Origin of the sequence: Sandarakinorhabdus limnophila DSM 17366 (assembly GCF_000420765.1) — a bacterium.
In the GTDB taxonomy this organism is placed as follows: domain Bacteria; phylum Pseudomonadota; class Alphaproteobacteria; order Sphingomonadales; family Sphingomonadaceae; genus Sandarakinorhabdus; species Sandarakinorhabdus limnophila.
Genome location: NZ_ATVO01000010.1, coordinates 41,669 through 64,370, shown reverse-complemented (window position 1 = coordinate 64,370; position 22,702 = coordinate 41,669). Strand labels below are relative to the sequence as shown.

The window sequence follows — 22,702 nt, the reverse complement described above, 5'->3', positions numbered from 1 at the left end:
AAGGCTATGAAGCTGCCACCGGATCCAACTGCGGAGGATGCGCTGGTTCCGGTGTCGGCCTTACAACATTACCTCTTTTGCCCACGGCAATGCGCCTTGATCCATATCGAGCAAGTGTGGACGGAAGATGGGGCCACAGCGGAAGGCCGGTTGGTTCATCAACGGGTCGATGGCGGTCGTCCGGATCGGCGTGGTGGAATCCGGACTGTGCGCGGGCTAGTTTTGCGTTCGCTTGAATACGGATTGGCGGGCAAGGCCGATGCCGTCGAGTTTCATGGCACTACGCCTTGTCCGGTTGAATACAAGCGCGGCCGCCCCAAGAACCATCGGGCTGATGAGGTCCAGTTGTGTGCGCAGGCCCTGTGCCTCGAGGAGATGTTTGGCGTGCCTGTGCTCGAGGGTGCGCTGTTTTATGGCGTGACCCGAAAGCGCATCTTAGTGGTGTTTGATACGGAGCTTCGGGGTCTGACAGTGCAGATGGCGGCTGCGTGTCGGAAAATGATCGCATTCGGCAAGACGCCACCGCCACAGGCCAAGCCTGCATGCCAGCGCTGTTCGCTGGCCGAGACGTGTTCGCCGACGCGACTGGAGAAGCCACCATCCGTGCAGAATTGGCTGTTGAGCCAAATCGGTTCCGCGTCCGAACAGCCGCTCATGTAGTTTGGGGTCGCCAAGCCGTGCGTCGTCATCTCAACACGATATATGTGACCAGTGAGAATGCTTGGCTCCGCAAGGATGGCGCCAACATTGTTATCGAGGTTAATGGCGCTGAGCGAGGCCGGGTTCCGATGCACTTGGTTGAGGGGGTTGTGTCTTTTGGTCGTCCCGGTGCGTCTCCGGCATTGATGGAGGCCTGTGCCCAGGCGGGCATTGCGCTGTCATTTCTGAGCCCTCAGGGCAAGTTCCTTGCACGCGTGGAAGGGCCGCGCACGGGAAATGTCCTGCTGCGGCGCGCGCAATATCGCGCTGCGGATAATCCCCAGATCGCTGTGCCGGTGGTTCGGGGGATCGTGACCGCCAAGGCGGCTAACCAGCGCACAGTGTTGCAACGCGCCTTGCGTGATCATGGGGACACCATGCCGTCGGCATCGCGCTCAGCGCTTGAGCAAGCTGAAAATCATCTTGGTTATGTGGCCCGGCGGGCCGCCTTGATCAGCGACCTCGACACGCTGCGGGGTCATGAAGGCGATGCCGCGAAACTCTATTTCAGCGCCTTTGATGGCATGATCCAGCGCAACAGGGACGTCTTTTCCTTCCAAGGCCGCTCTCGCCGGCCGCCGCTAGACCGGGTCAATGCCTTGCTCTCGTTCCTCTATGCCATGCTGGGGCATGACTGCCGCTCGGCGTTGGAAGGCGTCGGTCTTGATCCCCAAGTTGGGCTTTTCCATGCGGATCGGCCTGGCCGTGCGAGTTTGGCGCTTGATCTCATGGAGGAACTGCGCCCCGTGATGGCAGATCGGATGGCATTGTCCCTGGTGAACCGCGGCCAAGTGCAGGCGTCGGACTTCCTGATTGATGAAGGCGGCGCGGTATCATTGACCGAAGATGGCCGAAAGACGGTATTGGTGGCGTGGCAGGAGCGCAAGAAGCGGGTATTGCGCCATCCGTTTCTGGGAGAAACCATGCCCTTGGGTCTCGTGCCCCATATCCAGGCGCTGTTGCTTTCGCGGCATCTGCGTGGCGATCTTGATGGTTACCCACCGTTTTTGTGGAAATAACGGATGCTCATGCTCGTCACGTATGATGTGAACACCGAAGACGCGGCAGGGCGCCGGCGCTTACGTAGGATCGCCAACGCATGCAAAGATTTCGGTCAGCGCGTGCAGAATTCGGTTTTTGAATGTGAGGTTGATCCTGCGCAGTGGACCAAGCTTCGCGCTCGCTTGATGGATAAGATTGACGCTGAGCGGGACTCCCTTCGCTTTTATCGGTTGGGGGCTGAAGGGCAGCGGCGGGTTGAGCATGTCGGCGCTAAGATGCCGATGGACTTGGCTGGCCCGTTGTTGTTTTGATGATAGCGGGTCTCCCGCGAACCTAAGGCTGTTGGTTAAATCCCGTGATGTTCGCGCTGTTGAATAGTGATGGCAAAACAACGCACTATCGTTTCTTGGTATCGGTTGGTTGACAGAAACCCGTCTGGGTCAAGGCGGTTCGCGCAGCAGGCTGGATTTACTGTTCATTCTCATTGTCTTAAACGCCACCTGTCGCCCCCATGCGGGGGCGTGGATCGAAACGACACCAGTGAGCGCAGCCGGCAGTTCTTGAACGTCGCCCCCATGCGGGGGCGTGGATCGAAACCAGTCGCCCACCGGCTTGCCTTCGGTCAGCATCGTCGCCCCCATGCGGGGGCGTGGATCGAAACTACTGGCTCTTCGCCGACGGGCGCCGCGAGCCTGTCGCCCCCATGCGGGGGCGTGGATCGAAACGTGGCAGAGCATGGCAGCGCATCCGGCGCGAGGTGGTCGCCCCCATGCGGGGGCGTGGATCGAAACATGATGAACGACGCAACCGTGGGCGTGCTGCGCAAGTCGCCCCCATGCGGGGGCGTGGATCGAAACATCATGGCGTCAAGCGCGGCATTCAGCGAGTCCAGTCGCCCCCATGCGGGGGCGTGGATCGAAACGTGTAGTGGATTGTGTGGTGTGGTGTCAGATTAACGTCGCCCCCATGCGGGGGCGTGGATCGAAACCGGCACGAGATCAACAAGGAATACGCATGACCCGGTCGCCCCCATGCGGGGGCGTGGATCGAAACAAGGGCCACTCCATGTACAACGAGTTGCACGGCCTGTCGCCCCCATGCGGGGGCGTGGATCGAAACTTGTCCAGCACGTCCGCGATGGTGTCGTGCAGCAGTCGCCCCCATGCGGGGGCGTGGATCGAAACGTGTATCAGCAACGCAGGAGGGAGACCCGCACCCGTCGCCCCCATGCGGGGGCGTGGATCGAAACGTGATCGATCTCAAATACGGCATGGGCGTCCGCGGTCGCCCCCATGCGGGGGCGTGGATCGAAACAGCGAGGCGCTACGCAAACACCGCCGACCCGTCTGTCGCCCCCATGCGGGGGCGTGGATCGAAACTTCCACGAGAAGCGCAACAACGTGATGTTGTTGGAGTCGCCCCCATACGGGGGCGCGGATCGAAACGACGACGAGGTGCAGGCGACGACCGTGGCCGCCAGTCGCCCCCATACGGGGGCGTGGATCGAAACGAGGGGATGCACTACCTGTCCACCCGCAACGCCAGTCGCCCCAATGCGGGGGCGTGGGTCAAAACCCAAATTACGGGTCGCTCATCAGGAGGTATCTGGCAGCCCCTTCCTGCAGACAATACCATCTTATTGTGCTGCCGCGAGGACAGATTGGGTGGGTAAGTCCGTAAGACAAGACTGGCGCGGCTCGCGACACAGGTCACTGACCCTGCGCAATTACGCAAAAACAAACACCGAGCTCTAATCCCTGCTCGATGAAATCAAAGGATCACGTCAAAATGACTGCGGCGGCGCGACACTTGAAGGCGTTGCCGCGGATTATCTGCAAAGCGAACTGGAGCGGGTAGAGCGGACCCTAGCTCCGGATCAGGGCAGAGCGGGCCAATCTGGCATCGTCTCTGGCAGCAAGTTGCGTAGGGCTACGGGTGCAAGAACCTCGACGTGACGGCCCCAAGTCATCAAGTGCCACGCCATCTCGAGCAGGCCGCCAGCATGGAAGCGCACGATCAGGCTTCCATCGTCGCAAGCTTCAAGGGCTTGGCTCTGATGGAACTGAAACTGCCGAGCGATGGGTGCCGCTTCAGCGCTGAAACGCCAGACGACATCGACAGGTGCTTCTTCGTAAACACCAAACGAGTGCGCGACGAATTGTGCGAGGTTGAATTCAGGATCACGGTCGAAGCTTTCCGGTAGCAGGCGTAGCTTCGAGATCTGGGGTAGCGAAAAGAACCGGACGCCCGGATTATCCGAACCCGGCTCAGCAGCTTCATCCTTGAGTGCAACGAGATAGTGGCGATGACCATATAAAAAGCCCAATGGGCGCACCGTGCGAATATCGTCCTTGCCGTTCATCCGACCCCTGTAAGAGAAGGACACCTTTCGGCACGACTTTATGGCGGTTCGCATGGTGGCAAACAACGACGAGGCGATCGCAGGCCGTGGGCCGGGCCGCATTGCAATGCCCTCGGCCTCCGCAAGCGCGCCTAGATCGGGATCGATCTTGCGCATGAGTTCTGCAGCCAGCGTCGCGCGGATTTTTGAAGCTACCCCTCGCAGCTCGTCTGCCTGATCAAGCAGGTTCTCCCGCACTAATATCGATGCAGCATTGTCGAGTGAGGTAAGGTCATCCGCGGTGATGCCGCCTAGCGGCTGCGTGACGTTGCCAGCCAGCCGCCAACGTTTGGCACGATCATTTGACGGAACTTGGTCGGCCTGCGGGAATGCAGCGATCACGGCGTCGCGCATCCGGATCGCGGTGCGCCGACTGACTTCGAAGCGTTCTTCGATGTCACTCAATGTCATTCCACCGCGCGCCGCCTGCATCTCGAGCGCTAGCTGGATCAATCGGTCTGCACGACCGTAGCGCAAAGACATAAAATTCCCCGGCAATCGCGTTACATTTTGTGCAGAAATGCCGAGCCCGGAGCAAGCAGGAATGGGATTGCCAGAATGCCTGTTCTCGTTTTGAGCATGCCAAAAGGGGACATGGTAAATATGTTCCTAAGCCATCCAGAGAAATGTTCGTGAAATGTTCTGTTACGATATGACCCCAATTGGCACGGATTACCGGTACTTGATTACCCGTCGGCGGGCGATTTTTTCAAGGTTGCGCTGGCAACCGTAGTGTCTTGGGCGCGCGTGCCGTAACCCGGTCGAGGTTATAGCGCTTTTTCTCAAGCATTTCGGGAGTTTGGCTTTCCGGTGTCGGGATCCGCACCGTCCGCAGGGCGCCCGTGCCTAAAGTTCACGCCCTACTTTACACCACTAAAGTTCAAGCTGACTGCCCGCCTTTTCGTTTTGCGGCTTGGTCTGTCGGTTTGCCGGCGAGGTCAAAATGAATTCAGTCGATATGTTATTGGCGGCTATGCGTTCGCTGGCCGAAGCAATGATCTCCCTGCGCGGTCACGTCAGCTTCAACCATGACCAGAACGCTGCGCTGGAACGGGTCTGCGAACTGATTGTGCTGATTGAGATAGGCGACGACACGAGGGCAGCCCCTTAGCGGGTGTCAGCCATGCGCGATGCTGCTCGGCAGTAAAACCGCGCCTCTTAAAGCGCTCTATCGACATGCAGCCGCCAGGACCCATAGAGAGCCTTCCATTTGGGCCCATGCAGAGCCACTATGGTCAGTCTTCGATATGCCTGACCGGCCCTGCGCGCAGCCAGCGCCGGTAGGGCCCGCTGTATAGGCAGATGATCCGCACCCGCTGGCCGCGTAGCGGGGCGAGCCAGCCGCGCTTGTTGGGAGGCACGTCGTACTGAAGCGACTGGCCAACTCGGTGCAGCGTGTAGTTGCGGGCATCGCCCTCGAACTCGATGTAGCCATGGGCTTTGCACAGCGCGTCCAGTTCCTCGCGCAGGCGCCGCTTCTTACGCGTCCACGTTGGCTGGGCGTTGAACAGCCTCAGTTTGGCGCTCACGAGATCGTCAACCCGGTCTGGGCGCATGGCGTGCGCCGGGATCACTGACCCGCCCCTCGCGGGCATCTCCATTAGCCACTGCATCTCGCCGCCCTTGACCCCTGACGATCTCCCGCGATATGTTTGCCCTGCATCAAGAGAGGGTTCAACCCTCGCCAACCTGCCTGCTCGGGTAAGGTGGCATTCGCTAAGGCGAGATGTGGCGGGTAACGCAAGCCAACGAGCCTGTTTTCCTGCAACGTCGTGTCGAGCCCTTCTTGCGGTGCGTTTCGCAAGGAGAAGGCCCATGTCACTTACTCGTCGTTCGTTCCTGCTGGGTGCAGGAACCATCATCACCGCCTCATTTGTCAAAGAGGTGGCGACCGCCGTCGCCGACACCCGCAGCCCGTGGCTGATCACGCCGCCCCAGGCTGCAAAGGCGATCTACTACGAGCCTGTCGAAGATCATTGGCGGCTCCATCTGGGCCAGCCAGCCTTCGAGATCCCCAAGCCGCATCTGCTGATCGACAACCTGCGCTGGCATGGCCATGTGCTCGACACGCAGGAGCAGATCGACGTCCTTTGCGACGAAGAAGGCTGGACCGAGGAAGAGCTGTTTCGGCCGATGGATGGCTACTCGTGGGAAGACCAGTGGGAGCACAACCTGTCGCCCGAAGCCCAAGCCTACACGTTCCTGCAGAAGCACGACCTCTTCCCTGCAGACGGCAAGGGGCGGCGTGAGGGGCAGGTGATCTTCGAGTCTTTCCCCAACCCGATGAGTTCAGCGCGCTGGGTTGAGGTGTACGATCCGCTGTCGCTGTCGCTGCTGCAGGCGCGCCTGAACGAGCTCAGCCTGAACACGGAGGTGCGGGCATATGCGTGATCATCGCTTTGGTAGACGCCCCGCCAGCGTATTGGAGGCCGTCCATGGTTAAAGTCACGTTGCCTAATGGCATCTGCTATCACAGGCCGCCGTACACCCGGAAGGAGCAGCGAGAAATGTCGCTCCGCATGAACGGCGGCGTTGTCAGCTTCAGTAGGCTGAGCCCGCGCCCGCAAGCCGCATCGTCACCAGAGCCGGCAGGGCTTCAGGCTCCACCGAAAGGTCCATCCGAATGATCCGGTTCGCACTGCCAAAGTGGCTGTCGTCCAAGCCGGCTTCGGCCGGCGTGTCCGTCAAAGAGTTACCAGACACTGTCGATGACCCATCAGACGAACCGCTCGTGCTCGAACCGCCAGAACAAAAGGCCGGGGTGAGCCCGACCACTGATCGGGCGCTGGTCAGGGCAATTATCGAGGCTTCCGTAGATCAGGCAAGCGGACCTTCCAGCGGACAGGCGGCTTATCATATGCGGCAGATCCTGAAGCACGGTCTGACCGAAGACCTGACCACTTTTGTCGACTTCATGTGGGCGCAGACGGGCCAAGAACCGACCGAAGCGTCGATCCGCGAGATGCTGCCGCACGTGCGCAGGTTCTGTGGAGAAGGTATCAAGGCCGAGGGCGGGAGCAACCTGATGAACTTCGGTCGGCGCTACATGACCGATGAGCGGTGCGAGCAGTTGCTGTGTTCGGTGCAGACGAACTAAGATTTGGCTATCTAATGCCTGTGCCCCATCCCTGCCACCTAAAGAGCAGATCAATATGCAGGAAGGAAGCGTGGGTCCCATATCTGGGATAAGGGGGGTACCCCCGGGGTGGGGTCTGACTGGGCAGGGATTTGAAGGGGGTGGGGGGCGGCCGAGCTAGCCACCGTCTGCTTCGCGGTTCGTTTGCCGAGAACAGGGATCGACCCAAGCGTGACACCTTAGTGAAACCTTTGGAGCAGCGGGAGTGCCTGCAAGGCTAGAAAAATCCAGCTAAGTTCTTAATAATATTGGTGGACGCACCAGGGCTCGAACCTGGGACCCGCTGATTAAGAGTCAGCTGCTCTACCGACTGAGCTATACGTCCAAACGCTCTTGAAGCGTGTGATCGGGCGGCGAAACCGTCCGGTCGGGAGCGGGCGAGTAGCAGGGGGGTGGGGGGTTGTAAACCGGTTTTTTTGGGTTTGCTCAATCGAACCGGGGGCGGTTGGCGCGGGCGATGCCCATCACCACGCCCAACAGGATCATCACCGTCATCATCGCACTGCCGCCCCAGCTGATCAGCGGCAGCGGGATACCCACAACCGGTGCCAGACCCATCACCATCATCATGTTGATGGCCAGATAGAAGAACAGGGTGGCAGTGAGGCCAAGGCTGAGCAGGCGCTGGAACTGACTGCGGGCCGAAATGGCGGTGCGGATGCCCCAGGCCAGCACCAGGCCGTAGAGAATGATGACGAACAGCCCGCCCATCAGGCCCCATTCTTCGGCCATGGTGGCGAAGGCAAAATCGGTGTGGAGTTCGGGCAGATAATCGAGGTGGCTCTGGGTGCCGTTCAGGAAGCCCTTGCCGGAAAGGCCGCCCGAACCGATGGCGATCTTGCTTTGGGTGATGTGATAGCCCGCGCCGCGCGGATCGCTTTCGGGATCGAGGAAGATCAGCACGCGTTTGCGCTGGTAATCATGCAGCATGGACCATGCCACCGGCAGCATCGCCGCCACCGCCGCGGCCGCCGTGCCGAACAGCCACAGGCGCACACCGGCCAGGAACAGCACCACAACGCCACCAAACAGGATCGACAAGGCCGTGCCCAGATCAGGCTGCAGCATTACCAGGCCCACCGGCATGGCGATCAGCGCCAGCGCCGGGATCAGCACATCCGGCCGGCTTTCATAGCCCTTGGGCACATATTGATAGTAGCGCGCCAGCACCAGCACGATGGCCAGCTTCATCATTTCCGATGGCTGGAACTGCATGATGCCCAGATTAAGCCAGCGCTGGCTGCCGCCGCGCACGGCGCCGGCCACTTCCACGCCCACCAGCGCCACCAGCAGCGTGATATAGATCGGCCAGGCCCAGCCCAGCCAGCGTTCGGGCGGCACCAGCGCCAGCGCCAGCGCGCCGATCAGCAGGATGGCAAAGCGCACCCCCTGTTTCAGCGCCCACGGGTCAAGCGAGCCGCCAGCGGCCGAATAGAGCACGACCAGGCCAAAGCCGGCGATGGCGCAGATGATCAGCACCATGCCCCACGGCAGGCGGGCCAGTTCGCGGCGCCAGGGTCCGTTGAGCAGGTCCATCGGCCTTACTCAGGCTCACGCGGGGGTTGCGGTGCGTCGGCGTCGGCAATTTCGAACACCGGCGGCTTGATGTCGATTTTCAGCCAGCTGGGCATCATCTGGCGGGTTTCGCTGGCGATGCTGGCGGCGGCTTCGTTTTGCTGGCGCAGGGCGCGCAGGCGGGCGGCTTCGGCCTCGATCGGCGGCAGCACGGCCAGCGCGCGTTCGGGTTCGAACAGGAAACTGAGGACGTCGCGCGCGATGGGGGCGGCATAGCGGCCGCCGGCGATGCCATGTTCGATGATCACCGAACAGGCATAGCGCGGGGCATCGGCCGGAGCAAAGGCGACGAACAGCGCGTGGTCGCGCTGCTTCCACGGCAGCGCCTCGTTGCGGATCACGCCACGCTTGCGTTCGGCCGCCGAGATGCGGCGCACCTGGGCGGTGCCGGTCTTGCCGGCGAACAGCACGTCACCGATCGGGCTGCGGGCGGCGCGGGCGGTGCCATAGCCGGCGTTGACCACATCGACCATGCCCTGGCGCACGAGGGCCAGATGCGCCTCTGGGACGCCAAGCGACGGGAATTGCGGCGCCGGGCCATCCGCGATCAGGCGCGGCATCACTTCACGGCCGCTGGCCAGCCGCGCCGTCATCACTGCCAGCTGCAGCGGGTTGGTGATGATATAGCCTTGGCCGATCGACGCGTTCAGCGTCTCGCCCTCGCGCCAGTCGCCTTTTTTGGGATCAGGGCCATAACGGCGCTGCTTCCATGCCTTGTCCGGCACGATGCCCTTGGCCTGGCCGGGCAGCGGCAGCGGATATTCCTGGCCCAGCCCCAGCCGGCGGGCCATGGCGGCGATGGCATCAATGCCCACCTTGCGCCCCATGACATAGAAATAGGTGTCGCAGGACAGCGGCAGCGCCCGGTGCATGTTGACCCCGCCATGGCCGCGCCGTGCGTGGCAATGCCAGGTGTTGTTGCCCAGCCGATAGGCGCCGGAACAGCCCACTGTGTCGGCGGGATCGATGCCGGCCTCCAGCGCGGCCAGCGTGGTCACCATCTTGAAGGTGGAGCCGGGCGGATAAAGGCCCATTGCGCTCTTGTTCAAGAGCGGGGTGTGATCATCCTTCTGCAGGGCGTTCCACAGTTTTGCCGGCACGCGGCGCGAGAAGATGTTGGGATCATAGGCCGGCATGGAGACCATGCACAGCACGTCGCCGGTGATGACATCCATGACGATGACGCTGGCCGAATTGTCTCCCAGCCGGCGCGCGGCATAATCCTGCAGATCCCGATCGATGGTCAGCTTCAGCGTGTCGCCGGGCGTGTCGGCATTGGTGCCCAGTTCGCGCACCAGTTCGCCGCGCGCGGTGATCTCCACGCGGGAGGAGCCGGCCGTGCCGCGCAGCTGCTTGTCGGCAAAACGTTCGATCCCGTCCTTGCCGATGCGGAAGCCCGGATAGATCAGCAGCGGGTTCTTTTCCTCGCGATATTGTTCCGGCGTTGGCGCGCCGACATAGCCGACAATGTGGGCGAAATGATCCGCCTCGGGATAGAAGCGCGAGAAGCTTTGCACCGGGGTGACGCCGGGCAGGGTGGCAAGCCGGACATTGCAGGCGGAAAATTCCCGCCAGCTGAGATTCTGGCGCACCACCACCGGCATGAAGCTGGGTTGGGTGGCGCAATCGTCGCGAATGCGGGCGTCTTCGGCCAGATCGATATCCAGCACGGCGCGGATGGCGACCAGCGTCGCGTCGAGGTCTTCCACCTCTGCCGGGCGCAGTTCCAGCCGGTAATCCGGGCGATTCATGGCGATGGGCTTGCCCTGGCGATCGACGATCCAGCCGCGCCGTGGCGGGATCAGCCGATCCTGGACGCGGTTGGCCTGGGCACGAAGCTGGTAGGTCTCGCCTTCGAACACGGCGAGCCAGGCCATGCGCCCGGCCAGCAGCGCACCGGTGCCGGCCATGCCGGCGCCCAGCAGCAGCGCGCGGCGCGAAAACGCCATGCGGCGAACGGGATCATCCATGGCGCCAATGGGGTGCAGATGCCGCCAGCTTGCGCTGAATGGCGGCGCACAGGCGCACCACCAACGGCCACGCCGCCACGCTGGTGAGCCATTGCCACAGCAGCGGAAGCGTCGTGGTCGGCCGGCCGGCCAGCGCCATCAGCGGCCCGGTGAGCAGCGCAAAGCCCAGCAGCACGCCGGTCACCAGCAGCCAATCAAACAGCGATCCGTGGCGGCCAAATACCCGGCCGGTCATCCGCATCACGCCGGTGGCGACGGCAAACAGGGTGGCATTGACCCCGAGTGGCTGTCCGAACAACAAATCGGCCAGCATGCCGATGCAGAAGGCCAGCCACGGTGGCATCAGCCCCGGCTGCAGCATGGCCCAAACCAGCACGCCCATCAGGGCCAGATGCGGCATGGCCGGCAGGCTGATCGGCAGCGGGGCCAGCATGAGCACCAGCAACGCCATGCTGGCCAGTGCCGGAACGGCATAGCGCCACAACGACAGATACCAGCGCCGGCGTTCGTCCGGGGTCATCAGCAGGGCTGGGGGAGGCGGGGTGGCGATCACGGGCGGGCCAGATCAATTCGCCGGCGGTTCGCTGGTGCGCAGGCGCGGTGGCGGTGCGCCCCTTGTGCGGGCTTCCACCGGCACCGGTGCATCGAACACAGGGCCCTGCGGCTGGGTATCGGGGATGGGCAGCCAGGCGCTCTCCACCGTGACAAAGCCGCCGCCCAACGGGCTGGTGGCAAGGCGGATCACCGGGCCATCGGCGCGGGGATCCACCACCACGCCCACTGGCACGCCCGGCGGATACACACCGCCGTCGCCCGAGGTGACGATGCGATCGCCGGCAACGAGTGCCAGTTCCGGCCCGATGCGATCGGTGAGCAGCAGTGTAGGCAGATTGCGCCCGACAGCCAGCCCGGCCTGGCCGGTGCGCTCGACGATCACCGGCACGCGCGACAGGGGGTCGGTGAGCAGCAGCACCCGGGCCGATTGGCGGCCGACTTCCAGTGTGCGGCCGACCAGGCCATCGGTGCCGATCACTGGCATGTCGCGGGTGATGCCAGCGCCGCTGCCCACGGCCAGCATGGCGGTGCGGGCAACGCTGCCCGACGTGGCCGCCGCGATGCGTGTGGTGGCGATCACCGTCCGCGTGGGCTCCCGCACCGCCATCAGCCGCTTCAGCTGCTGCAGTTCGCGCTGGCCGTTGCGGGCGGCGCGGAGCCGGGCATTGGCCTTGTCCAGCTCGGCTTCCAGCTGGTCAGCGCGGCTGACAGCACCGAAATAATCGCCGAAATCGCCAGCCACTTTGCCCGCGCCATCGATTGGCGCACGCACCACTGACCACAATGGCGCAACGATATCGGTGGCCACCGCGCGCACGCCGCTGGCGGTTTCGGGATTCACGCGCGCCACCAGCAGCAGGATCAACCCGGCCGCGATCACGCCGCCCGACACCACGGCCGAAACCAGCGCGAGGTTCTGCTCCCGCCGTATGGCGGTGGGGCGGCGAGGGGCGGGAGTCCAGTCCATGGGTCCCCGAATGGGTTGCAGCTCAGGCGGTGATCAGCACGCCGCGATACATCGGATCTTCCAGCGCGCGGCCGGTGCCGATGGCAACGCAGGTGAGCGGTTCGTCGGCCACGCTGACCGGCAGGCCAGTGGCTTCGCGCAGCACGACATCCAGATCGCGCAGCAGGGCGCCGCCGCCGGTGAGCACGATGCCCTGATCAACGATATCGGCGGCCAGTTCCGGCTGGGTGTTTTCCAGCGCGGCGCGCACGCCTTCGACGATGGTCGCCACCGGTTCGGCCAGTGCTTCGGCGACCTGGCCCTGGTTGATCTGGATCTCGTTGGGCACGCCGTTCATCAGGTCGCGGCCCTTGATGAAAACGGTCTCGCCAATGCCATCGGCCGGCTTCTTGGCGGTGCCGATTTCCTTCTTGATGCGCTCGGCAGTGGCTTCGCCGATCAGCATGTTGAAGTTGCGGCGCACGTAGTTGATGATGGCTTCGTCCATCTTGTCCCCGCCAACGCGCACGCTGGTGGTGTAGGCGAGGCCCTTCAGCGACAGCACGGCGACTTCGGTGGTGCCGCCGCCGATATCGACGACCATCGAACCGATCGGTTCGGTGACGGGCATCCCGGCACCGATCGCGGCCGCCATCGGCTCTTCGATCAGATAGACCTGGGTGGCGCCGGCGTTGTTGGCGGCATCACGGATGGCGCGTTTTTCCACGCTGGTCGAACCCGACGGCACGCAGATGACGATTTCCGGATAGCGACCGAAACGGCTGGTCTGCACCTTCTTGATGAAGTGCTTGATCATCTGTTCGGCGACATCGATGTCGGCAATCACGCCGTCACGCAGCGGGCGGATGCATTCGACGTTGCCGGGGGTGCGGCCCATCATCACCTTGGCTTCGTTGCCAACCGCCTTGACGACCTTGTTGCCGCGGATGGTCTCGATGGCGACCACGCTGGGTTCGTTGAGCACGATGCCGCGGCCGCGCACATAGACGAGCGTGTTGGCCGTGCCCAGGTCGATGGCCATATCCTGGGAGAGGAAGGAAAACATCCGGCTGAAAGGCGACATGATGAGGATTTTACCAAGGCACGAGGGTGGGTTTAGCGGGCGCGCGCGATCAATCCGCCGCCTTTGGCCCCGAATGTCGTTTTTTGCAAGGGTGAAGGCCAAAGTGGAACGGGCGGGGCATGACAGTGCGCTCGACTGCCCTTAATACAGGCTGGTGCCCATTCGCCGCCTGCCTGAAACCCTGATCAACCGCATCGCCGCCGGCGAGGTGGTGGAGCGGCCGGCCAGTGCCGCCAAAGAACTGGTTGAAAATGCACTGGATGCCGGCGCCCGGCGCATCCGGGTGAGCCTGGTGAATGGCGGCATCGATGGGCTGGAAGTGGCCGATGATGGCATCGGCATGGCGCCAGACCAGTTGCGGCTGGCGATCGAGCGGCATGCGACGTCCAAATTGCCCGATGAAGATTTGGCTGCCATTGCGACCATGGGGTTTCGTGGTGAAGCGCTGCCCTCGATCGGCTCGGTCGCCACCCTGTCGCTGACCAGTCGGCCTGAAGGTGGGGAGGGCTGGCGGCTGGTGGTGGACAATGGCCGTATCATCCACGACGGCCCGGCCAGTGCGGCGCCGGGGACGGTGGCGCGGGTGGATGGCCTATTCGCGCAGGTGCCGGCGCGGCGCAAGTTCTTGAAATCGCCACGTTCCGAGCTGGCCGCTTGCCTTGATCATATCCGACGGCTGGCCATGGCGCGGCCCGAAGTGGGTTTCGTGGTCGAACACGAAGGCCGGCGCCTTCTGAACCTGCCGCCGCTGCCCGATGCCAGCCCGCATTCGACGCTGGCGCGGCTGGCGGCGATCATTGGCCCGGATTTTGCCGGCAATGCTGTCGCGGTCGATCTGGAGCGCGAAGGCCTGCACCTGGCGGGGCTGGCCGGCATTCCGACGTGGAATCGGGGCGTTTCCGATCACCAATATCTGTTTGTGAATCAACGCCCTGTGAAGGATCGGCTGCTGGTGGGCGCGCTGCGCGGGGCCTATCAGGATCTGCTGGCCCGCGATCGTCATCCGGTCGTCGCGCTGTTCCTGAATGTGCCGTCCGACTTCGTGGATGTGAACGTCCACCCGGCCAAGACCGAGGTGCGCTTCCGCGATGCCGCCCAGGTGCGCGGGATGATCGTTTCGGGCCTGCGCCGTGCGCTGGATGAAGCCGGGCACCGGGCCAGCACCCAGGTTTCCGGCGCTGCATTGGCGGCGTTCGTGTCCGAACCGCTGCCGAGCGCTGCCGGTGCGTGGCCGCCGGCTGGCGGCGCTGATCCGGCGGCTGGCGGCGCGTTGGCTTTTCCTGGGGCTTTTGCTGGCGGCGCCGGGCCGGCGGTGGGCTGGGCCGAAGCGCCGCGCCTGTTCAACCAATTGCCGCCGGCTTTTGCAGCCTCCGGTCCAGCCGCCGCCCCCGCGCCGCCACCCCAACAATTCCCTTTGGGCGCCGCGCGCGGCCAGGTCGCCGCCACTTATATTGTCGCCGAAACCGACGATGCGCTGATCATCGTCGATCAACACGCCGCCCATGAGCGTCTGACCCTGGAGCGCATGAACCGCGCGCTGGCCGGCGGCGCCGTCGCGTCCCAGGCGCTGCTGGTGCCCGAAGTGGTGGAACTGGACGAGATCGGCGCCGGCCGCGTCGCCGATCGTGCCGACGAACTGGCCGAACTCGGCCTGGAGGTCGAAGCCTTCGGCCCCACCGCCATCCTCGTCCGCGCCACGCCGGCGCTGCTCGGTACGTGCGACGTGAAGGGTCTGATCACCGATCTGGCCGACGATCTTTCCGCCTTCGGCCGCGCGCTGAGCTTGAAAGAACGCCTCGACGGTGTCGCTGCCACCATGGCCTGCCACGGCAGCGTCCGCGCCGGCCGGCATCTTTCGATTGCCGAAATGAACGCCCTGCTTCGCGAGATGGAAGTCACCCCCCATTCCGGCCAATGCAACCACGGCCGCCCCACGTGGGTGCGCCTGGCCAAGACCGATATCGAGAAACTCTTCGGCCGGCGGTAAGGCGTAAAGCCGCCTTCCGCCCGGCAGGCACCAGAGCGGCCGCTTCAGACGGCCGTGTTCACTCGGAGAAGCCCGAACCTGTGTTGGCGTGGGCGACGCCGCCATCCACTGTGATCGTTTCGCCAATCACATAATCCCCGGCGCGGCTGGCAAGGTAGATGGCGGCGCCGGCCATATCCTCGTCCACACCGATGCGCCTCGCTGGAATCAGCTTGGCGACCGCATCGCCGTGATCGCGTGCCACGCGGTTCATCTCGCTGGCAAACGCGCCGGGCGCGATCGAGGTCACATTGATGGCATCGTGCACAAGCCGCGCCGCCATGCGCCTGGTCAGGTAGATGAGCGCCGATTTCGAGGCGTGGTAACTGTAGGTTTCCTGCGGATTCAACCGGATGCCATCGATCGACGTGATGTTGATGACTTTGGCCGGTTGTTCACGGCGGCCAGACGCCTTCAGCAGGTCATGCAGGGCCTGGGTCAGGAAGAACGGCGATTTGACGTTGAGGTCCATCACCTTGTCCCAGCCACTTTCCGGAAACGCCTCGAACGGCGCGCCCCAGGCGGCGCCCGCGTTGTTGACGAGAATATCGAGCCGGGGTTCGAGCGCGGCAAATTGCGCGGCCAGTGCCTGGCAGCCGGCGACGGTTGAAACATCCTGCGGCAGCGCGATGCAGTTCGAGCCAAGCTCTGCTGCGGCTTCGGCGCAGGAAGCAGGCTTGCGCGACGAGATATAAACCTTGGCACCCTGCGCGATGAAGCCGGCGGCGATCATCTTGCCGATGCCGCGGCTGCCACCGGTGACAAGGGCGATGCGGCCGTCGAGGCGGAACAGGTTGGTCGTTTCCATGCGGGCAGTTCCTTGGATTGATGCACACCCACTGTCGCGGTGATGACGGCCAATGTGAAGCGCGAAATAGAGGCCAGCCGGACTTGGCCCCATTCCTCTTTTGGCACGCGCCACTGCGACCACGCCCGCCGGCCCGGCATGAGTGGTTTCCGAACCTATCTGCCGGCGCCGCCCGCGTTAGGCTGCGCGTCCTTCTTGTCGATGACGAGGAACTGATGCGGCTCTGCACGGCCGACGTGTTGGTGGACCTGGGCTATGACGTGATCGAGGCCGCTTCTGGTGAGCAGGCGTTGCGGCTGCTTGACGAAGGCCCGGCGCCTGACGTCCTCGTCACCGACTATCTCATGCCGGGCATGAGCGGTGCTGACCTTGCGCAGGCGGTGCGCGCCCGCAAGCCGGGGCTGCCGATCCTGATCGTGTCTGGCTACGCCAATCCTGACGGGATCGCTCCAGACTTGTCGCGGCTGAGGAAGCCCTTCCGCAGCGCGGAGCTCGCGCAAAGCATTGCCAACCTCGTGCGTCAGGAAGTTGGGGGAGGGGCTTGAGGTTTCTTCCAGGCTTGCGTATGCGCCCGCCGCCGTGGCGGGTTCAGCGCTGCCCCCTCCGCCACCAACTGGATACTGCGAACCACTTGCATTAGCAGCAGACATGGATGATAACGATTCGCAGTAACGCCACTCGACTCGCGAGGGAAACGTGATCGTCTGTGTCTGCAATGCGCTGAAGGAACGGGATGTCCGCGAAGCCGCGCGGGTGGCCGGCAAATCGTGCCCGAAGGCGGCCTATGCGCAACTGGGCTGCAAGGTGAAGTGCGGGCAGTGCCTGCCGTTTGCTAAGGAAATCCTGGCGGACGCGCGCAGCTTCGCCTGAATTACCGCTGCTAATGCAAGTGCGTTGCAGTAATAAGTATCAGAAAAACCACGACTTTTCTTGACTCAGATCAAGATTTGCACCATGGCGGACCCAGCAAAGGGAGACAGGCCATGCGCGGTGACGCCAAGGTGATCGAATTTCTGAATGCCGTGCTCAAGGGTGAGCTGACGGCGGTGAACCAATATTGGCTGCATTATCGCCTGCTTGACAATCTGGGCATCAAGAAGCTTGCTGATTACGAGCGGCACGAATCCATCGACGAGATGAAGCATGCCGACAAGCTGATGGAGCGGATCTTCTTCCTGGAAGGCCTGCCCGGCATGCAGGCGCTTAATCGCCTGCGCATCGGCGAAACGGTGGAAGAAGTGCTGCAGGCGGATCTGGAGCTGGAATTCGAAGCCATCGCGCTGCTGAAGGATGCTATCGAACATTGCGAGAAGGTGCGCGATTTCGCGTCGCGCGATCTGTTTGCCGAGATCCTCTCCGCCGAGGAAGAGCATGTCGATTTCATCGAGACGCAGCAGGAAATGATCCGGCAGATGGGCCCGGCCAATTATATCCAGCTGCAATCGCGGCCAGCGGGGGATTGAGGCGGCCGCACCGCAACGAAAAAGGGCCGCCGTGGGGTGCCACGGCGGCCCTTTTGCTGTTGGTGCGAAAGATCAGCGAGTGGAAGCGTAGAGGCTCCACAGATCGGCGATATCCTTCATGCCGCTCTTTTCGTTCACCGTCTTGAACGAGGCGATGGCGACGGCCTTCTGGCCACCACGGGTGGCAGCGATGCCCTTGAACACGCGGGCATAATCGGCATCCAGGCCGTTGGCGGCGATTGCCTTGTCATAGGCGGCGATGGCCTTGGCGTAATCATTCAGGCCCAGATAGGCGTTGCCGCCCTTGAAGGCGGTGGCCGGGCTGGCCGACATCTTCAAGGCTTCCGGCGCTTCCCTCGCGACGGCGGCGGCAGCAGCGGCGGCCAGTTTCTGGTCCATCGCGTCGTTGGTCACACCGGATTTGTCGAGAGCGGCCTTGGCAACAGCGGCCTGGCCGTTGATCATCGCGAGCTTGGCAAAGTCGTGATAATCTTCCTTGCGGGCCAGTGTGCCGGTGGTGAACATCAGATGGTACAGTCCGAGCTTGGCTTCCGAACGCATGTTGTGGCTCTGAAGCTCGGTCAGCAGGACCTTCCAGCGCGCCGCCGACGGATCAGACTTGATCAGGCGGGTGGTGGTGGCCAGATAGGCCTTCTTGTCGCCCGACTTGAACTGGGCGCCGGCCAGGTTTTCCAGATAAATGGCCTTGGGGCCGTTGCTCTTGATGAGCGCGTTGTAGGCGGCGATCGCAGCCTTATGGTTGCCCTGGCGGGTCATCGCCTGCGCCACCATGATCTGGCTGGCTTCACCGGGGCACTTGCGGGCAATGGCGACCGCCTTGTCTAGCTGGCCGGCGCGATAATAGAGCGGGCCAAGCTGGTTGCACGGGGCGCCAACCTGTTCCAGCGCGGCAGCGGCCTGGCCATATTGACCGACAGCGGTGAAGGCAAAGCCGGCCATCTGGGCGGTCTTCTCGCGCTCTTCAGCGGTGCTGGCGGCGGCGCGGGCCTGGCCAATGGCAGCGGCAACACCAGCCGCATTGCGCGACTTGGCGGCAGCGGCCGCTGCGTTGAGCGCCTTGCCCACGGCAGGCGACACGGCGGCCGCAGCCGGGGCGGCGACAGCCAACAGGCTGGCAGCGATCAACAGGCGGGCATCCATCTTCATTGGCGATCCCTTCATTAGCGATTGCTCGCTGTTCTCGTCCCAAAACTCACAAGCGGCGGCCTGCGTGGCCACCGATCCGCGAACCTGAATGGTCTCAGCGGGGTTGCGGGCCGATGAATGGCCACGGCGAATCCCCCCAGCCCCCTCCCTGAGCGCGAAGAGCAGCCCATACCGGAAGTTTTGCGCCATGCAACCGGGCAAAACGCCCCGGTTGACCTCAGTGTCGCAGGCGTTCGGGCCGGGCGGTTGCATGGGCGCGATGAAGCGCCTAATCGGCGGCGCACAACGAGATCCATCGGGAGAGGGACCATTCGCGCTTTCATCTTTCCAGGCCAGGGCAGCCAATCGGTGGGCATGGGCAAGGGCCTTGCCGATGCCAGCCCCCACGCCCGCGCCGCGTTCGAAGAAGTTGACGAAGCGCTGGGCGAGCGCCTGTCGCGGCTGATGTGGGAAGGGCCGGAAGAGGAACTGACCCTCACCACCAACGCCCAGCCGGCGATCATGGCGGTGGGCATTGCCTGCCTTCGCGTGCTGGAAAACGAAGCCGGGGTGCGATTGGCCGACAAGGCAGCGTTTGTGGCCGGGCACAGCCTTGGCGAATATACCGCCCTGTGCGCCGCCGGCAGCCTGGGCCTAGCTGATACCGCCCGCCTGTTGCGGCTGCGTGGGACAGCGATGCAGGCCGCAGTGCCGCCGGGCGTGGGCGCGATGGCGGCGCTGCTGGGCCTAGATTTCGAAACGGTGACGGCCATTGCCGCCGAAGCGGCCCAGGGGCAGGTGTGTGCCGCCGCCAATGACAATGCGACGGGCCAGGTGGTGGTATCCGGCCATGTCGAGGCCGTGGCCCGCGCCATGAACCTCGCCAAGACCAAGGGTGCGCGCCACTCGGTGCTGCTGCCGGTTTCCGCGCCGTTCCATTGCCCGTTGATGCAGCCGGCGGCTGATGCGGTGGCTGAGGCGCTTGCCAAAGCGCCGCTGGCCGCGCCGACCGTGCCGCTGGTCGCCAACGTGACCGCCGCGCCAGTGACCGACACGGATGAGATTCGCCGCCTGCTGGTGGAACAAGTGTGCGGCACCGTGCGCTGGCGGGAATCGGTGCTGACCATGGCCGCACTGGGCGTGACCGGTTTCGTGGAATTGGGCGGCAAGGTGCTCGGCCCGATGATTCGGCGCATCACCCCTGACGTTCCGACCATCACCGCCGCCGACATGCCTGGCGTTGAAGCCATCGCTGCTGCGATCGCCTGAAGGAGGATAAGCATGTTTGATCTCACCGGCATGACCGCCCTTGTCACCGGGGCGTCCGGCGGCATCGGCAGCGCGATTGCGAAGGCACTGGCCGCGCGTGGCGCCCGTGTTGCGCTTTCGGGCACCCGCGCCGAAGCGTTGGCGGCAGTGGCCGCCGAATGCGGCCCTGATGCGGTGATTCTGCCGTGCAATCTTTCCGACAGCGCCGCTGTTGATGCGCTGGTGCCGCAGGCGGTGGAGGCACTGGGCGGCCGGCTCGATATCCTGGTCGCCAACGCCGGCATCACGCGCGACAATCTGGCGATGCGGATGAAGGATGATGAGTGGGCGGATGTGATCCGCATCAACCTCGAAGCCGCTTTCCGCCTCTATCGCGCTGCCGCCAAGCCGATGATGAAGCAGCGCTTTGGTCGCATGATCGCCATCACCAGCGTGGTGGGCGTCACCGGCAATCCGGGGCAGGCTAATTATGCGGCGTCCAAGGCCGGGTTGATCGGCATGTCGAAGGCGCTGGCGCAGGAACTGGCGTCGCGCAACATTACGGTGAACTGCGTCGCGCCGGGGTTCATCCTTTCGGCGATGACCGATGCGCTGCCCGACGCGCAGAAGGATGCGCTGACGGCAAGGATTCCGGCGGGGCGGCTGGGCGAAGGCGCGGATATTGCGGCGGGGGTGGTGTATCTGGCGTCGAAGGATGCTTCGTACGTTACCGGGCACACGCTGCACATCAACGGCGGGATGGCGATGCCTTGATGGGCGCGGCCGGCGGCAGAGCCGCCGGGTCCGCCCGCTTGGCTGCGCCATGCACGCAGGCCGCGCTGCGCTCTTGCCACAATTTCGCCATCACGCTACTGCCGCCGGGTAACTGTTAGCCAACCACCGGCGATGCTTCGCCGCGATAACAAGGGAAGAAAACCATGAGCGATGTCGCCGAGCGCGTGAAGAAGATTGTTGTCGAGCATCTGGGCGTGGAAGCCGACAAGGTGACCGAAGCCGCCAGCTTCATTGACGATCTGGGCGCCGACAGCCTCGACACCGTCGAGCTGGTGATGGCCTTCGAAGAAGAATTCGGCGTGGAAATCCCCGACGATGCCGCCGAAAAGATCCTCACCGTGGCCGATGCGATCAATTTCATCGGTGCCAACGGCAAGTGATTGCCTGAGGGCTGCGGTTGTCGCGGCCCTCATGCCAACAAGACAGGGCTGGCCGGCTGAGCCGGCGATAACAGGGAACGGCCCATCGCTTGAACACAAGCGGCGGGCCGTTTCGTGCCAAATGGGCCTCAGTTTTCCGTAAGGAACGGCCCAAACCCAAGCGCCGGCAGGGCAGGCCGGTCGCGCAGAAGAATGGATTGCCGATGCGCCGTGTCGTCATCACTGGTCTGGGCCTGGTCACCCCGCTGGGTGCGAATGTCGAAACCGTCTGGGCCAACATCCTGGCCTCACAATCGGGCGCTGGCCCGATTACGCGCTTTGACGCATCCGATCAGCTGTGCCGCATCGCCTGCGAAGTGAAGGCCGGCGACGGCACCGGGCTCACCTTTGATGCCAACAAGCGCGTTGATTACAAGGTGCAGCGCCAGGTCGATCCGTTCATCGTCTATGGCATTGATGCGGCCGGACAGGCCATCGAAGACGCCGGCCTTACCGACATGACCGAGGAAGAACGCTTCCGAGCTGGCTGCTCCATTGGCAGCGGCATCGGCGGCCTGCCGGGCATCGCCAGCGAATCAATCGTGCTGCACGAAAAGGGCCCGCGCCGCGTGTCGCCGCATTTCGTGCATGGCCGGTTGATCAATCTCATCTCGGGCCAGGTTTCGATCAAATATGGCCTGATGGGCCCCAACCACGCGGTCGTCACCGCCTGCTCCACCGGCGCCCATGCCATTGGCGATGCCGCCCGCATGATCGCGCTGGATGATGCCGATGTGATGCTGGCCGGCGGTTCGGAAAGTGCCCTGTGCCCGCTGGGCATCGCCGGTTTCGCGCAGGCCCGCGCGCTTTCGACCAACTTCAACGACGATCCCACCCGCGCCAGCCGCCCCTATGACAAGGATCGCGATGGTTTCGTGATGGGCGAAGGCGCTGGCGTGGTGGTGCTGGAAGAATATGAGCGGGCCAAGGCGCGCGGTGCCAAGATTTATGGCGAAGTGATCGGCTATGGCCTGACCGGCGATGCCTATCACGTGACCGCGCCGCATCCGGAAGGTTCGGGCGCCTTCCGTTCCATGCAGATGGCGCTGCGCAAGGCTGGCCTGAACCCGGAAGACATCGACTATATCAACGCCCACGGCACCTCCACCCCGATGGGTGACGAGTTGGAACTGGGCGCGGTGAAGCGGCTGTTTGGCAGCGCCATCGACAATGTCTCGATGTCGTCCACCAAGTCGGCCATTGGCCACCTGCTTGGCGGGGCTGGCGCAGTGGAAGCGATCTTCTGCCTGCTCGCCCTGCGTGACCAGGTGGCGCCGCCGACGCTGAACCTCGACAACCCGTCGGATGCCTGCATCGGGGTTGATCTGGTGCCGCATGTCGCCAAGCCGCGCCGCATCCGCGCCGTGCTCAACAACTCGTTCGGCTTTGGCGGCACCAACGCAACGCTGGTGATGCGCGGCGTCTGACG

Annotated in this window: 23 protein-coding genes, 1 tRNA gene, 1 CRISPR repeat array and 1 riboswitch; of the genes, 14 read left to right on the top strand and 10 right to left on the bottom strand. The window is 63.7% G+C overall.

Features of this window, described 5'->3' with window-relative positions:
• The first annotated feature begins 6 nt into the window (after positions 1 to 6).
• From cas4 to cas2, 3 genes are read left to right on the top strand one after another with little or no spacing between them, the layout of a single operon-like run.
• Entirely contained in the window at positions 7 to 660 is a 654-nt protein-coding gene (gene cas4, locus G566_RS0112660; RefSeq protein ID WP_022681039.1) for a CRISPR-associated protein Cas4, read from the top strand.
• 17 nt (positions 661 to 677) lie between these two features.
• Positions 678 to 1,718 carry a type I-C CRISPR-associated endonuclease Cas1c gene (cas1c, locus tag G566_RS0112655; RefSeq protein WP_022681038.1) on the top strand — a complete coding sequence of 347 codons (1,041 nt, stop codon included), beginning with the start codon at positions 678 to 680 and terminating at the stop codon, positions 1,716 to 1,718.
• A 3-nt stretch (positions 1,719 to 1,721) separates the two neighbouring features.
• Complete coding sequence (gene cas2, locus G566_RS0112650; protein WP_022681037.1) at positions 1,722 to 2,012, top strand: CRISPR-associated endonuclease Cas2; 291 nt, start codon at positions 1,722 to 1,724, stop codon at positions 2,010 to 2,012.
• Positions 2,013 to 2,203: 191 nt separating this feature from the next.
• Positions 2,204 to 3,276: a CRISPR direct-repeat array (repeat unit 31 nt; unit sequence GTCGCCCCCATGCGGGGGCGTGGATCGAAAC).
• 301 nt (positions 3,277 to 3,577) lie between these two features.
• Here the strand turns inward: cas2 and G566_RS0112645 are convergent.
• A complete protein-coding gene (locus G566_RS0112645; protein WP_022681036.1) occupies positions 3,578 to 4,585 on the bottom strand; it encodes a helix-turn-helix transcriptional regulator in 1,008 nt (335 codons plus the stop codon).
• Between the two features lie 460 nt (positions 4,586 to 5,045).
• Between G566_RS0112645 and G566_RS15525 the strand changes: the two genes are divergently transcribed.
• The gene (locus tag G566_RS15525; protein ID WP_022681035.1) at positions 5,046 to 5,213 is read left to right on the top strand and encodes a hypothetical protein; all 168 of its coding nucleotides are present in this window, start codon (positions 5,046 to 5,048) and stop codon (positions 5,211 to 5,213) included.
• Between the two features lie 124 nt (positions 5,214 to 5,337).
• Here the strand turns inward: G566_RS15525 and G566_RS0112635 are convergent, their stop codons facing one another.
• Positions 5,338 to 5,676 carry a hypothetical protein gene (locus G566_RS0112635; protein ID WP_156874528.1) on the bottom strand — a complete coding sequence of 113 codons (339 nt, stop codon included), beginning with the start codon at positions 5,674 to 5,676 and terminating at the stop codon, positions 5,338 to 5,340.
• A gap of 80 nt (positions 5,677 to 5,756) precedes the next feature.
• A riboswitch (SAM-I-IV-variant riboswitch) is annotated at positions 5,757 to 5,860 on the top strand.
• 57 nt (positions 5,861 to 5,917) lie between these two features.
• On the opposite strand from G566_RS0112635, the gene G566_RS0112630 reads away from it, so the two are divergent.
• A complete protein-coding gene (locus G566_RS0112630) occupies positions 5,918 to 6,493 on the top strand; it encodes a hypothetical protein (protein ID WP_022681033.1) in 576 nt (191 codons plus the stop codon).
• Between the two features lie 232 nt (positions 6,494 to 6,725).
• Entirely contained in the window at positions 6,726 to 7,199 is a 474-nt protein-coding gene (locus tag G566_RS0112625; RefSeq protein WP_022681032.1) for a hypothetical protein, read from the top strand.
• A gap of 288 nt (positions 7,200 to 7,487) precedes the next feature.
• Here the strand turns inward: G566_RS0112625 and G566_RS0112620 are convergent.
• The 6 genes from G566_RS0112620 to G566_RS0112595 form a co-directional block, all read right to left on the bottom strand.
• A tRNA-Lys gene (locus tag G566_RS0112620) sits at positions 7,488 to 7,563 on the bottom strand.
• Positions 7,564 to 7,664: 101 nt separating this feature from the next.
• Positions 7,665 to 8,774 (bottom strand): rod shape-determining protein RodA, encoded by a 1,110-nt coding sequence (rodA, locus tag G566_RS0112615; RefSeq protein ID WP_022681031.1) that lies wholly within the window; start codon positions 8,772 to 8,774, stop codon positions 7,665 to 7,667.
• Between the two features lie 5 nt (positions 8,775 to 8,779).
• Positions 8,780 to 10,783: a penicillin-binding protein 2 gene (mrdA, locus tag G566_RS14465; protein WP_022681030.1), complete on the bottom strand. Its 2,004-nt coding sequence runs from the start codon at positions 10,781 to 10,783 to the stop codon at positions 8,780 to 8,782.
• A complete protein-coding gene (gene mreD, locus G566_RS14925; protein ID WP_051136055.1) occupies positions 10,776 to 11,336 on the bottom strand; it encodes a rod shape-determining protein MreD in 561 nt (186 codons plus the stop codon). Before mreD ends, mrdA begins: the two co-directional genes overlap by 8 nt.
• Before the next feature lie 12 nt (positions 11,337 to 11,348).
• Complete coding sequence (gene mreC, locus G566_RS14920) at positions 11,349 to 12,305, bottom strand: rod shape-determining protein MreC (RefSeq protein WP_084706870.1); 957 nt, start codon at positions 12,303 to 12,305, stop codon at positions 11,349 to 11,351.
• A 22-nt stretch (positions 12,306 to 12,327) separates the two neighbouring features.
• Entirely contained in the window at positions 12,328 to 13,368 is a 1,041-nt protein-coding gene (locus tag G566_RS0112595; RefSeq protein ID WP_029131649.1) for a rod shape-determining protein, read from the bottom strand.
• 154 nt (positions 13,369 to 13,522) lie between these two features.
• Between G566_RS0112595 and mutL the strand changes: the two genes are divergently transcribed.
• A complete protein-coding gene (mutL, locus tag G566_RS0112590; RefSeq protein WP_022681026.1) occupies positions 13,523 to 15,355 on the top strand; it encodes a DNA mismatch repair endonuclease MutL in 1,833 nt (610 codons plus the stop codon).
• Between the two features lie 58 nt (positions 15,356 to 15,413).
• On the opposite strand, the gene G566_RS0112585 is transcribed toward mutL, so the two are convergent.
• A complete protein-coding gene (locus G566_RS0112585) occupies positions 15,414 to 16,202 on the bottom strand; it encodes an SDR family oxidoreductase (protein ID WP_022681025.1) in 789 nt (262 codons plus the stop codon).
• A gap of 20 nt (positions 16,203 to 16,222) precedes the next feature.
• Between G566_RS0112585 and G566_RS15880 the strand changes: the two genes are divergently transcribed.
• The 3 genes from G566_RS15880 to bfr all read left to right on the top strand — a co-directional run bounded on the left by G566_RS15880 (position 16,223) and on the right by bfr (position 17,665).
• Positions 16,223 to 16,747 (top strand): response regulator, encoded by a 525-nt coding sequence (locus G566_RS15880; protein WP_022681024.1) that lies wholly within the window; start codon positions 16,223 to 16,225, stop codon positions 16,745 to 16,747.
• Between the two features lie 151 nt (positions 16,748 to 16,898).
• On the top strand, positions 16,899 to 17,072 hold the full coding sequence (locus tag G566_RS0112575; protein ID WP_022681023.1) for a (2Fe-2S)-binding protein: 174 nt from the start codon (positions 16,899 to 16,901) through the stop codon (positions 17,070 to 17,072).
• A gap of 113 nt (positions 17,073 to 17,185) precedes the next feature.
• Positions 17,186 to 17,665 (top strand): bacterioferritin, encoded by a 480-nt coding sequence (gene bfr, locus G566_RS0112570; protein WP_022681022.1) that lies wholly within the window; start codon positions 17,186 to 17,188, stop codon positions 17,663 to 17,665.
• Between the two features lie 72 nt (positions 17,666 to 17,737).
• On the opposite strand, the gene G566_RS0112565 is transcribed toward bfr, so the two are convergent.
• A complete protein-coding gene (locus tag G566_RS0112565) occupies positions 17,738 to 18,832 on the bottom strand; it encodes a tetratricopeptide repeat protein (protein WP_169522861.1) in 1,095 nt (364 codons plus the stop codon).
• 309 nt (positions 18,833 to 19,141) lie between these two features.
• Here G566_RS0112565 and fabD point away from each other — a divergent pair, with 309 nt between their 5' ends.
• The 4 genes from fabD to fabF all read left to right on the top strand — a co-directional run bounded on the left by fabD (position 19,142) and on the right by fabF (position 22,700).
• Positions 19,142 to 20,080 carry an ACP S-malonyltransferase gene (fabD, locus tag G566_RS0112560; RefSeq protein ID WP_029131648.1) on the top strand — a complete coding sequence of 313 codons (939 nt, stop codon included), beginning with the start codon at positions 19,142 to 19,144 and terminating at the stop codon, positions 20,078 to 20,080.
• A gap of 12 nt (positions 20,081 to 20,092) precedes the next feature.
• Positions 20,093 to 20,833 carry a 3-oxoacyl-[acyl-carrier-protein] reductase gene (gene fabG, locus G566_RS0112555; RefSeq protein WP_022681019.1) on the top strand — a complete coding sequence of 247 codons (741 nt, stop codon included), beginning with the start codon at positions 20,093 to 20,095 and terminating at the stop codon, positions 20,831 to 20,833.
• Between the two features lie 164 nt (positions 20,834 to 20,997).
• Positions 20,998 to 21,234 (top strand): acyl carrier protein, encoded by a 237-nt coding sequence (locus G566_RS0112550; RefSeq protein WP_017668290.1) that lies wholly within the window; start codon positions 20,998 to 21,000, stop codon positions 21,232 to 21,234.
• Positions 21,235 to 21,437: 203 nt separating this feature from the next.
• Positions 21,438 to 22,700 (top strand): beta-ketoacyl-ACP synthase II, encoded by a 1,263-nt coding sequence (gene fabF, locus G566_RS0112545; protein ID WP_022681018.1) that lies wholly within the window; start codon positions 21,438 to 21,440, stop codon positions 22,698 to 22,700.
• Positions 22,701 to 22,702 lie beyond the last annotated feature (2 nt).